Origin of the sequence: Streptomyces sp. NPDC046925 (assembly GCF_040644915.1) — a bacterium.
In the GTDB taxonomy this organism is placed as follows: Bacteria; Actinomycetota; Actinomycetes; order Streptomycetales; family Streptomycetaceae; genus Streptomyces.
Genome location: NZ_JBEYWZ010000014.1, coordinates 54,294 through 65,542, shown reverse-complemented (window position 1 = coordinate 65,542; position 11,249 = coordinate 54,294). Strand labels below are relative to the sequence as shown.

At 72.2% G+C, this 11,249-nt stretch carries 9 protein-coding genes; 6 read left to right on the top strand and 3 right to left on the bottom strand.

Going from position 1 to position 11,249, the window contains the following annotated elements:
* Positions 1–54 precede the first annotated feature (54 nt).
* From ABZ906_RS37800 to ABZ906_RS37785, 4 genes are all read left to right on the top strand, one after another.
* Positions 55–894, top strand: coding sequence for a transporter substrate-binding domain-containing protein (locus ABZ906_RS37800; RefSeq protein WP_361390506.1), 840 nt, complete (start codon positions 55–57; stop codon positions 892–894).
* A gap of 83 nt (positions 895–977) precedes the next feature.
* Positions 978–2,489 carry a hypothetical protein gene (locus ABZ906_RS37795; protein ID WP_361390504.1) on the top strand — a complete coding sequence of 504 codons (1,512 nt, stop codon included), beginning with the start codon at positions 978–980 and terminating at the stop codon, positions 2,487–2,489.
* Between the two features lie 32 nt (positions 2,490–2,521).
* Positions 2,522–3,586, top strand: a complete 1,065-nt coding sequence (locus ABZ906_RS37790) for a hypothetical protein (protein WP_361390502.1) — start codon at positions 2,522–2,524, stop codon at positions 3,584–3,586.
* Positions 3,573–4,970 carry a hypothetical protein gene (locus ABZ906_RS37785; RefSeq protein WP_361390500.1) on the top strand — a complete coding sequence of 466 codons (1,398 nt, stop codon included), beginning with the start codon at positions 3,573–3,575 and terminating at the stop codon, positions 4,968–4,970. The genes ABZ906_RS37790 and ABZ906_RS37785 overlap by 14 nt, the downstream gene beginning before the upstream one ends.
* A 268-nt stretch (positions 4,971–5,238) precedes the next feature.
* On the opposite strand, the gene ABZ906_RS37780 is transcribed toward ABZ906_RS37785, so the two are convergent.
* The 3 genes from ABZ906_RS37780 to ABZ906_RS37770 form a co-directional block, all read right to left on the bottom strand.
* On the bottom strand, positions 5,239–5,985 hold the full coding sequence (locus ABZ906_RS37780; protein ID WP_361199843.1) for a BTAD domain-containing putative transcriptional regulator: 747 nt from the start codon (positions 5,983–5,985) through the stop codon (positions 5,239–5,241).
* A gap of 133 nt (positions 5,986–6,118) precedes the next feature.
* Positions 6,119–8,956, bottom strand: a complete 2,838-nt coding sequence (locus tag ABZ906_RS37775) for an AAA family ATPase (RefSeq protein ID WP_361390498.1) — start codon at positions 8,954–8,956, stop codon at positions 6,119–6,121.
* Between the two features lie 155 nt (positions 8,957–9,111).
* Positions 9,112–9,318 carry a hypothetical protein gene (locus tag ABZ906_RS37770; protein ID WP_361199849.1) on the bottom strand — a complete coding sequence of 69 codons (207 nt, stop codon included), beginning with the start codon at positions 9,316–9,318 and terminating at the stop codon, positions 9,112–9,114.
* 243 nt (positions 9,319–9,561) lie between these two features.
* Here ABZ906_RS37770 and ABZ906_RS37765 point away from each other — a divergent pair, with 243 nt between their 5' ends.
* Both ABZ906_RS37765 and ABZ906_RS37760 read left to right on the top strand, forming a co-directional pair.
* Positions 9,562–10,248: a hypothetical protein gene (locus ABZ906_RS37765; protein ID WP_361390496.1), complete on the top strand. Its 687-nt coding sequence runs from the start codon at positions 9,562–9,564 to the stop codon at positions 10,246–10,248.
* A gap of 15 nt (positions 10,249–10,263) precedes the next feature.
* Positions 10,264–11,232, top strand: a complete 969-nt coding sequence (locus ABZ906_RS37760) for a transporter substrate-binding domain-containing protein (protein WP_361199855.1) — start codon at positions 10,264–10,266, stop codon at positions 11,230–11,232.
* Positions 11,233–11,249 lie beyond the last annotated feature (17 nt).

Below are 11,249 nucleotides of genomic sequence, written 5' to 3'. Positions count from 1 at the left end.
CGCTTCTGCGAGGGTGATCCCTCCGAGCCGCGAAACCCCGTACGGAGGAGCCCCATGAAGCGCGCCGCCACGCTGTCAGCCCTGGTCTGCCTGCTCGCCGTCACCGCCGCCGCGCCCGCGTCACCCGACACCGGGCGCGGCAACGGCGGCCACGGAAGCCGCCACGGCAGTCTCCTGGACTCCGTGCCCAAGGCGGGCGTCCTGAAGGTGTGCACCACCGGCGACTACCGCCCCTTCACGCACCTCGACCCCAAGGGCAAGACGTACAGCGGCATCGACATCAAGATGGCCGAGGACCTGGCGGAAAGCCTGGACGCCAAGCCGAAATACGTGGCCACGACCTGGGCGAACCTGACCAAGGACGTCGCGGCGGGCCGCTGCGACATCGCGGTCGGCGGCGTCTCGATCACCCTCCCGCGCGCCCGCCAGGTCTACTTCAGCGAACCGACCCGCGAGGACGGCAAGACGCCGATCGTGCGCTGCGCCGACAAGGAGAAGTTCGGCGAGGGCACCCTTGCGGACATCGACAAGGCGGGCACCACCGTCATCGTGAACCCCGGCGGCACGAACGAGCAGTTCGCCCGCGCCCACATCAAGCAGGCCACCATCAAGCAGCACCCCGAGAACACCACGATCTTCCAGGAGATCATCGAGGGCCGCGCGGACGTGATGATGACCGACGCCAGCGAGACCCGCTACCAGGCCAAGATCCACCCCGAGCTCTGCTCCCTGCACCCCGACAAGCCCTTCACCTTCTCCGAGAAGGCCTACGCCCTGCCGCGCGGGGACGAGGAGTTCAAGGAGTACGTCGACCAGTTCACGCACCTGGCGACCCACGACGGGACGTACGCGGGCTACGAGGCCGAGTGGATGGGTGCCCCCTCGGGTTCCTAGTCCGCCGGGCCCCGCGGGCTCAGGGGTTATCCCTGAGCCCGCCCCCGATGCCGGGCCGGCGGGGCGGTTCTACCGTCCGGGGCATGGCTTCCTTCCGTGATCGGTGCATCCACAGCAGGCAGGGCGGTCGGCTCGCCTCGACCACCACCGCCGACATCGACTCGCTCGTGGCCGGGCTCAAGGACCGGCCGCGTGTCGTGCTGCACTTCCACGGGGGGCTCATCGACGACACCCTGGGCTTCGCCACCGCACAGCGGCTCGCGCCCGTGTACGAGGCGGCGGGCGTCGATCCCGTCTTCTTCGTGTGGAGCAGCGGGCTGCTCGAAACGCTGCGCAGCAACCTGCCGCGCATCCTGAACGAGAGCGTCTTCCGCACGCTCCTCAACAGGGTCACCCGCTACGCCACCGGTGCCGTCTTCGGGCAGCCGGGGCAGCGCGCACTCGGCACGGCACCCACCCCGAGCACGCGGGCGGTGGCGGCCGAACTGGCCCGGGTGCGGTCGGGCCAGGAGCCCTACGCGCGCATGATCGTGCCGCCGGACGTGCCGCCGCTGACCGAGCCCGAGCAGACGGCGATCGCCGCGGAGCTCTCGGCGGACACCGAACTGGCCGAGCGGACACGGGAGATCGTGAACTCGGTCCTCGACGAGGACAAGACGCAGACCAATGAGCCGGCCGTCGCGGCGCGAGAGGTCATCGGGGGGCGTGCCGCGGCGGTCACACTGATGTCGCCGGACGTCGTGGCCGCCCTCGCGGGCAGGGCGGGCACGGGGGAACGCGCCCTGGTGAGCACCGCGTTGGTCGTGCGCAAGACCGTGCGGGTCGTGGCCGCCGTCGTCGGCCGCTTCCGGCAGCGCACCGACCACGGGCTCTACCCGACGGTCGTCGAGGAGATACTGCGCGAGTTCTACCTCGCCCACGCGGGCGCCGCGATCTGGGACGCGATGAAACGGCAGACCGCCGACACCTTCACCGCGCCGGACGACGAGATCCGCGCGGGACGCTACTTCCTCGACCGGTTCGCCGAGCTCCTCGCCGCCGGAACCCGCCCGCAGGTGACCGTGGTCGGCCACAGCGCGGGCGCCGTGTTCATCGGCAACCTCCTCGACGACCTCGTGCGCAGGCGCGCCGCCGTCGACGATCCGCTGCCCGCCGACTTCCGGCTGCGGGACGTGGTGCTCCTCGCGCCCGCCTGTACGGTGGCGCAGCTCGCGCCCGTGGTCCGCCGCCAGAGCGAACTCTTCGACCGCTTCCGGATGTTCACCATGACTGACCCGGCGGAGCGCGCCGACCATCTCGTGCCGTTCCTCTACCCGAGGTCGCTGCTCTACTTCATCTCCGGAGTCCTGGAGCGCGGACCCGTGGGACAGTCCGCCGTCACGCCGATCGCGGGAATGCAGCACTGGTATCTCGACGCCGCCGCGGTGGGGCCCGACTCGCGGGACGTGCGCGGATTCCTGCGCGCCGACCCCGAACGCACCGTGTGGTCGCCCGGCGACGGCGGCCCCGGACTGAGCGCGGGGGCGCGCAGCCACGTCGCGTTCGACAACGACCCGCAGGTCCTCGCGAGCGTCGCCGCCATGCTCGCGGACTGACGGGGCGATGAGCCACCGAGGGGGAGAGCCCGATGAACGACCTGCACTACGCCGTGGTCGTCGGCATCAACCGCTACCCGGCCATCGGCGACCTGCAGGGGGCCAGGGGGGACGCGGCGCGGTTCCGTGACTGGCTCGTCGACCCGGCGGGCGGCGATGTGCCCGCGGCCAACGTGAAGCTGGTGACCGCCTCCGCGGAGCAAGAGCTCGTCGCCGACTTCATGTGCGCCATCCCGACCAGGGAGAACGTCAACCAAGCGCTCTACCGCGCCAATCTCGCGGTCAGGCGAGCGGTGGAGAGCCACCCCGAGGAGGAACGGCACGCCGCGCGGCAGCGGACCCGGCTCTACCTCTTCCTCGCGGGACACGGATTCAGGCTGGGCGACACGAACACCGCGCTCCTGATGGCCAACGCCGCGATCGACCTGCTCGGCAACCACGTCGCCGTCCGCCCGTACCTGGACTGGTACGAGTCGGCCGCCCCCTTCCGGGAGGTCGTCTGCTTCGCCGACTGCTGCCGCACCGGCAGCAGTGTCGGCGCCCTGTCCTTCGGGCCGCCCTTCACCGCGGCCGAGACGCGCGAGGAGGTCGACTGCTTCATCGGGTACGCCACGTCGAGCGGCGACCCCGCCTACGAGGAGCAGAACGCACAGCCCGACCTCGCGCGCGGGCACTTCACGACCGCGCTCCTGGACGGACTGCGCGGCGGCGGCGCCACCCCCAAGGGCCTGATCACCTCCGACAGCCTCGCCGACTACGTCGTACGGCACGTCGAGGACCGCACCCGCACGCTGCTGGTGCCGCAACAGCCCAGGTTCATCAAGGGCAACGACCCGATGATCTTCGCGCGGGGGCTCGAAGGGGAGACGTACCCGGTCAAGCTCTGCTTCCCCGACGGGTTCCGCGGCTGGGTGCAGCTGCGCGGCGGAGACCCCGGCGAGCCGCCGCTGCGGCTGTACGTCGAAGAGGCGGAGAGCGTCGAGAAGCTCGCGCCGGGTCTGTACCGCTGCACGCCGGAAAGCTGGAACGCGGCCGACTTCAACAACGGTGGATTCTTCGAGGTAATGACAGGCGGTGGAAATGGTGTCCAGCTCTGAAGACCGGCGGCGCCCCGTGAGGGCCGCCGCGGAACACGTGCCGTTCGTCGTCATACCGGACACCCCGTCGGTCCTCGTCACCGTCACGGACTCCGCGTTCCGCGAGGTGGCCCACGCGATGGGCACCATCGACACCGTGCTGCCTGCCGGTATCTACCGCATCGAGCAGCGGTTCGGCGGAGCGGTGGAGAGCCGCTTCGTCGAGGTCGGCCCGGAACCGTTCACCGAACGGCTCCCGCTGCCCGGCATGCCCACGCCCACCCCCGTCGAGGGCACCCCCACGACCCGCGGGGACCACCGCGCGGCGGCGGTGCGCTGGAGCACCCGGACCACGTACGGCGAAGGCGCGCCGACCCTGATGGTGCTGATCCGCAATCTGCGCCGCGGCTGGCAACTCGACCCGTACGCACTGGAGATCGCCGGCCCGGACGGCAGGCCCGTCGACGGCGGAGCCGGCGGGTGGGAGCCGTCCGGCGGCGAGGAATGGTCGGCATGGAGCTGCGAACTGCCGCCCGGCGGCTACCGGTTGCGCACGCGCAGGATGCCGGCCGACGGACTGCCCCTCGCCCAGGCCCTGCACGTGCTCGAAGGCTGGACCACCCTGGTGTTCGTGAGCAACGGCCCGCAGGGCCCGCAACCGCAGTTCGCCTCGGTCCAGATGGTGCGTCACGGCACCGGCTGGACGCCCGCGGACCGTGCGTTCGACCTGTCCCTGGAGGCCGCGCTCTCCGGGCTGCGGCAGGGCATCGACCTGGTGCCGACCCGGCACCTCCTCGAACTGGTCCGCTCGGGTAACGACAACCCGTTCCTGGGCATCGTCGGCGCCCACGCACTGCTCCTGCACCCCGATCCCGACCTGCGGGAGATCCGCGGGGTCCTGCAGAACCTCGTCCATCTCGCGGACGGCCATCCGGACATCGCCGCGCTGTGCACCCTGATCGGCGAACCGGTGCGGCCCGTCGTCTCGCCGCCCATGCTCGCCGCCTCCTGCCGTCTGCTGGTCCGGGCCGACACGGCCGACCCCGGGGTCCTGCGGGACGGCTCGGCGGCCGAGAGCGTGGCCGCGCATCTCGTCGGGCGCGGAGTGTGGACGACCTGGCTGGAGCAGGAGCGGCTGCCCGAAGCCGGTGCGCGGGGTGCCGCGCCGCGCACCGGCCTCGACCCGGCGGCGCCGGGGGACGCCGCCGGGGCGGGGCGCGCGAAGGCCCTCGACCCGGTCGACCGGGTCCAGCGCTATGTACGGGAGGTCGCGGGCGTCGAGGGCCGAAGCGTCGACGACGTACTGAGCAGCATGCGGCCGAAGGACCTCTGCCGCCGGACCGGCATGCCGCACAGGGCCGTCGACCGGGCCATCGAGGAACTCAAGGGCCCGCAGGGGGAGTGACCGGGGAACGGCGACGGCCGGGAGGCACTGCCTCCCGGCCGTCGCCGTGTCCGACGCCTTCCCCCGTCACCGCGCGCGGCACCCCCGTGTCCGTGCGTGGCGGAGCGTCGGCAGGGCCTGCCGGCCGCGTCCCTCGACACGGCCGGCAGGTGTGGGCGGGACGACCTGCGGCCCGTGCGCCCCCGAGCGCGCACGGACGGACAGGCCGACGGTGACGACGTGGTGGCGCGTCACCCGTGTGTGCGGTGCTCCCGATGCGGGCGCCCGTTCAGGCCAGCGCATGGCGCACCATCGTGCGGAACTGTTCCGAGGGTTCGATGCCGAGCTCCGTGCGGAGCAGTCCGCGGAACGCCTTGAAGTGGCGCACCGCCTCCGCGAGGTTGTTCTCGGCGAGGTGCACCGTCACGACCGCCCGGTGCGCGCTCTCGCGCAGCGGATCGATCCGGGTGCTCTCCAGCGCGGCCTCCAGGGCGGGGGCGTACTGCTCCTGCACGACGAGCCGCGCCGAAAGGGCCTCCAGCGCGTGCAGCCGCAGCTGGTGCAGCCGCTCGCGCTCGAACACCACCCAGTCCTGGTACCAGCCGGGCAGCAGTTCGCCCATGCCCATCAGCGAGGCGCACGCGGCCCCGATCCCCTCTGCCGGGGCCGTCAGTATGTGGTGCGCCGTGGCGGTGAAGTCCTGGATGTCCATCCGGACCTGCCCGCTGAGCCCGAGCACCCCGGGCCGGGGGTCGGTGACGGCCGAACCCGCGGTGTTCAGGCGCCAGATGGCCGTGCGCAGACAGGCCCGCGCACGTTCCTCGGCGACGTCGGGCCACAGCGTCCCCGCGAGCACCGAACGCGTCGCGGGGCCGCGCAGCCCGAGCAGGGCCAGCAACTGCTGCCCGCTGGCGGACACGTCGACCTGAGAGCCGCCGTGCCCCTCGCCGCGGCTGAGGTGGAATCCGCCCAGGAGCCGCAGCCGCAGGGCCGGTGGCGCGTCCCCGCGCACCCCCGGACAGTCCGTGACAGCCATCTGCGCACCCCCAGTCGTGCATCCCGTCCCCTGACCAGCCACGACGTTACGCCGGGCGGCGGCAAGGGTGCCTCAGGGAACCGCTCAGGGATAACCCCGGTCTGTCCGTCAGGGCTCCGGCCAGGGGGCAAGGTCAGGACGACGTACGCCGGTCCCGGGGGGCGAAGTGATGCACGAGCCCCATGCGCGAGGTGATCCCGAGCTTCGTGTACGTGTGGCCCAGGTGGTATTCGATGGTCTTGACGCTCAGGGCCAGGGCCGTGGCGATCTGCCGGTTGGTGAAGCCCTGCGACGCCAGGCGCGCGACGGCCAGCTCCTGCGGGGTGAGCCCCTCGGCCGCGGTGTCGGAGCCGGCGGCCGCCGGGTCGTGCGCGGGCCGCGAGGGCGCCGCGCGACCGCAGGCGTCCAACTCCCTCTCGCACCGCGCTAGATAGGGCGCGGCGCCCAGTTCGCTCATCGTCGTGTACGCGGCCTGGAGCTGGGTCACGGCGACCGAGCGGCGGCCGATCCTGCGCAGGAACGCCCCGTGGTCGAGCTCGACGCGGGCGCGGCCGAACGGCGAGGGGATCTGCGCGGCCTGGTCGTGCGCCCGCAGGAACGCCGCCTGCGCGCGGTCCGTCTCCCGGCGCGCCGCGTGCAGATTGCCGCGCACCCGTGCCGCCGCGGACAGCGCCGCGTGCTGCCCGCGCTCCGAGGCCCGCTCCTCGTAGGGCACGAGCACCGCTTCCGCCTCGTCGAGCTCGCCGAGCTGGACGAGCGCGTCGACCAGGAGTTCGCGCCAGGACACCACGCCCGGTTCGTTCACCCCGTCGTGCGTGGCGAAGCCGAGCAGCGGCCGCAGCGCCTCGACGACCCGCTCGGGCTCGGCGCGCGCCTCGACGAACGCCCCGTGCGCCGAGGCCGCGTACGCGTAGGCGAGGGCGCTCTCGTCGCAGCCCGGTGCGTCCAGGGCGAGCCGCAGATGGGCCGAGGCCCGGTCCCAGTTGCCGCGTGCCGAGAGGATCCAGCTGGCGATGGCGTGCGTGACGGGCTTCAGCCACGACTGCTCGGTGTCGTCGGCGATCGACGCGGACGCCTCGGCGTGGATCAGCGCCTCGTCCCAGTCGCCGAGCCGGTGCAGGGTCTGCGCGAGCGCGGACGCCGAGAGCAGACGCAGCGGCACGGTCCCCCTGCGGCAGTTGGCCACGGCCCCGAGCAGGTCGGCACGGGCGCCCGGCAGATCGTCCGACCAGAGCCTCAACTGGCCGCGGGCGAGCAGCAGATCGATGTTCGCGGGCGGGACGAGGAGCGGATCGGGAAGATCACCGGCAAGTTCGATGCCCTTCTTGGCGAACCCGCTCAGGCCGAGGGCGAGCAGGTGGTTGAAGCGCAGCATCCGGCTCGGCCCCTGGAGGGTGGAGAGCCGCTGGGCACGCTCCGCCCACTGGGCGGCGTCGGCGGAGCGTCCCCGCATCACGGCGGCGTAGCTCAGCTGCTCGGCCGCCCGCGCGGCCAGGGACGGATCGCTCTCGTGGTCGCACTGGTTCCAGGCGTCGAGCAGCAGCGTCTGCGCCTGCTCCATGCGCCCCTGTACGCGGGCCACATAGCCGCGTACATAGCCGCGCAGCGCCGGATCGGCGCCGGCCGGAAGTCCGGCCGCGAGCTCCGCCGACTCGTGCACCCGGCCGTCGAGGAGCAGCGCCTCGACGGCCTCGACGGCGAGCCGGTCGCGTTCCATGTCGGTCGTCGCCACGCGTGACGCGTGCCGCAGGTGGGTGCCGGCGACCGCCCACTGTCCGGTGGCCGCCTCGCGCCGGGCGCACGCGGCGAGGGCGGCGGCCAGATGCTCGTCAGGGCCCGTGGCGGCGAGCACCCGGTGGCGCAGGCTCGCGTAGTCGTCGTCGACCAGGGCGGCGGCCCGCGTGTGCAGGTCCGCGCGGTGCGCGGGGCCGATGTCCTGGTAGACCGCGGCGTGCACGAGCGGATGCGGGAAGGCGATCTCGGGCACGGCCCCCGGCTGGGTCTCCTTCAGGAGCCCTGCCTTGACGGCCCGTTCGAGCGCGGGCAGGGGAGCGGTGACCCGGGCGAGCGAGGCGGCCGTGCCCAGCGGGCAGGAGAGCCCGAGGACGCTGACCGCCTGGACGAGCCGCAGCGCCTGGGGCCCGCACTCCGCGAGGTTGGCGAGCACCAGCATGGCGTACGACCGCGGGGCGGGCAGCGGCGTGGTGACATCCCGCAGGACGTGCGAGGGCACCTGGTCCAGGAGCGCGCGGGCGTGCAGCGGGTTGCCGTGCGTGTGGTCGTGCAGGCGTACGGACGCGGAGTGCGGAAGGCGGTCGTGCCACAACTGGGCTCCCAGGGAGGCCAGTTCGTCCGGACTGAGTCCGTGCAGCGGGATGCGCCGGGTGCGGACGTCGGCGAGCAGCCGGCGGATGCCGTCCGGCAGCTGGGGGGCCTGCGGGTCCCGCGCCGTCACGATCGCGAGGACCTTGTCGACGCGCAGGCGCCGCAGCGCGAACGTCAGGGCGTTCAGGGACGCGGAGTCGGCCCAGTGGGCGTCGTCGAGCACCAGGACGACCGGCCCCTTGTCCTGCAACTCGCTCAGCAGGTCGAGCAGTCCGAATCCGGCCGCGAGCGGCGGCAGGGTGCCGGGTGCCGAGCGGGGTGTGCGCACCAGCGAGCCCAGGCAGTCCGGGATCGGGATCGGGCTCTGCCCGACGAACTGGGCGAGCACTCCGCAGGGCAGCGCGCTCTCGTTCTCCTCGCCGCTTGCCTGCAGCACGCAGGCGTCGCCCGCGGTGTCCAGGAACCTGCGCACCAGCGCGCTCTTGCCGATGCCGCCGGGCCCGTCGACCAGGACGAGGCGCGGCGTGCCTTCGCAGGCGCGCGCGAACTCCTCCTGGAGCGCCGCGAGTTCGTGCGTACGACCGGAGAACGCCTCATGGGACTCCGGTGTCCGGGCGTGGCCGTACAGTGTGTCGCCGGACGTCATCACCGCCCCCACATGTCGGCACCCGGTACGAGCGCCGGGACGGTGACGGCGACGCGTGCCGGGCGCATGGCCCTGAACGTCCACGATGATGCCGGGACCGGCCCGGATACAAGCACATTCCGCGCTCCCGGAGACGTGTTTGCCGTGCCGTGGGATCAGGCGCCACAGGAGTCGCCATCCGTCGCGGAGGCCGGTTCTCCGCTCTCCGCGGAGACGGCGTCCGGCGGTTCGAGCAGCGAGAGCAGTTCGAGCCAGCCGTGAAACGGCGTGCGGTGGCCCGCGTCCCCTTCCTCGTCGCTCTCGTCCACCACGTTCCCGTGGACGCCCCCCGGCGAGCGGAACACCTCGATGACGTAGCGCACAACGCCCTCCCGAGGGCCGGTACGGGCCCCGAACCGTGACACATCGCGACGGAGCCACGGTACGAACCCCGGCCCGCACGCCGCTTCGGGGAGTCACCTAGGGATGTCCCCGGGGCCCGACCCTTGGCCAAGGCCATGACGCCCCGAACACCCCCTGAAATAACGTACGTTCCGCTGCTTGATGTCACTCTCTGTGGCATCCTTGCCCTCCACACGCATCAGTTGTACGCAGGGGGGTGTCACATGACTGCGCCGACGGAGCGCGCCCCCGAGGGCGGCGGGACACACGGCGGGACACGTCCACCGCAAGCGGGGGAGAAGAACTTCCTCGGGCAGCAGTTCACCCTTCATCTCGTGGCGATGCTCGTCCTGGTCGCCGTCGCGGTCTGGGGCGGTACGGCCGCGGCGGTGACCGCGGCCACCCTCTTCATCGCGTACGCCTCGACCATGACGGGGCGCGCGGCGAAGAGCGAACGGCCCGAGGCGGCCCAGCATCTGCGGGCCTTCCTCGGCGCGATGTTCGTGGCGCTGCTCGTCGGCGCGGTCGCCTGGGGCATCCGCTCCTCGGTGCTCGCGGCGCGGCCGGTCGACGTGACGCCCGAGGCGCGGCTGACGGGCGCCACCCTCGACGCCGACGGAACGGCGCGCCTGACCGTGAAGGCCGATCCGGGCGACAGCGGCGAACTGCGGGTGACCTTCGCGGCGTCGGACGGGGTGTTCGGGGGCTCTCCCTGCCTGGCCCTGAGCAGCCTGCGGTTCCAGGGTCCCGACATAGACGCCAAGGGTCCGGTCGGCTTGAAGCGCACGCTCACCACCACGCTGGATCTGGTGGACGGCACGGGACCCGAGGTCTCGGCCGACATCCGGCTAGACGACGGCGACGACTGCCGGGTCAGCCTCACGCTCGAGAAGGCGGAGTACCGCCGGTAGCCCAAGGGAGACTCCATGTCCTTCACCGCGTGGCACCCGCGGCTCGCCGCCGCCGCATGCCTCCTGGCCCTCAGCCTGACCGCCGCGTGCGGCGGCGGTTCCGGGGACCGCTCCGACGACGCGAAGCCGTCCGGGGACTCCGTCACGAAGAGTGAGTCGCCGCAATCGATGTTCCAGGAGGGGGCGACGCTCAACGTCGCGGTGAAGAAGGGGCAGCCGGGCTTCAGCACGCGCAGCGAGGAGGAGGACGACTTCGCGGGCTTCGAGGCGCAGCTGGTGGAATTCCTCAGCTCGAAGCTTCACTTCGATGCCGAGGACTGGGACGTCCAGTCACGCGACCGCGAGAACGTGCTGCGCAACGGCAGCATGGACCTGGTGGTGGCCACCTACTCCATCACCGATCCGCGGGACAAGGAGGTCGACTTCACCGCCCCGTACTTCAAGACGTACCAAGGGGTGCTGATCCGGAAGGGATACACGGGCATCAAGACGCTCGCGGACGTCGACGGCAAACGGGTGTGCAGCGTGCGCGGCTCCACCGGCGACCCGGACAGCGAACAGGACGACAAGGCGAAGCGGGCCATCCGCGCCGCGCTGGGCCAGGAAGTGGTGGCCGAGCTGCGCAACAGCTACAAGACCTGCGTCAAGGAGCTCGTCAACGGCAACTTCGAGGCCGTCTGGACGGACAAGATCATCCTTGAGGGCTTCGCCCATGACCCGCGCTACGCCGACAAGGTCGAGGTGGCGCGGAGCATCACGGTCAAGAACCGGCAGTTCTACGGCATCGGCCTGCGCGAAGGCCAGCGGGCGGACTGCCGTCGCCTGAACGACGTCCTGGAGGACTTCCTCCAGACCCGCTGGTCCCTGGCCTTCCAGACGTACTTCCCCGAGGTCACCGCCCGCACGAGCGCCTTCGAGCAGGACCACAAGCCCACCGACTCCGAGTTCAGGAAGCTCAAACAGACCTCGTGCGGCGCCAAGTAGCCCTGCGCGACGGCTCG

Excerpts from the sequence above, each read along its gene's own strand:
- ABZ906_RS37765 (WP_361390496.1), top strand. The coding sequence starts at position 9,562 with ATGACTGCGCCGACGGAGCGCGCCCCCGAGGGCGGCGGGACACACGGC.
- ABZ906_RS37775 (WP_361390498.1), bottom strand. The coding sequence starts at position 8,956 with ATGACGTCCGGCGACACACTGTACGGCCACGCCCGGACACCGGAGTCC.
- ABZ906_RS37795 (WP_361390504.1), top strand. The coding sequence starts at position 978 with ATGGCTTCCTTCCGTGATCGGTGCATCCACAGCAGGCAGGGCGGTCGG.
- ABZ906_RS37800 (WP_361390506.1), top strand. The coding sequence starts at position 55 with ATGAAGCGCGCCGCCACGCTGTCAGCCCTGGTCTGCCTGCTCGCCGTC.
- ABZ906_RS37790 (WP_361390502.1), top strand. The coding sequence starts at position 2,522 with ATGAACGACCTGCACTACGCCGTGGTCGTCGGCATCAACCGCTACCCG.
- ABZ906_RS37780 (WP_361199843.1), bottom strand. The coding sequence starts at position 5,985 with ATGGCTGTCACGGACTGTCCGGGGGTGCGCGGGGACGCGCCACCGGCC.
- ABZ906_RS37760 (WP_361199855.1), top strand. The coding sequence starts at position 10,264 with ATGTCCTTCACCGCGTGGCACCCGCGGCTCGCCGCCGCCGCATGCCTC.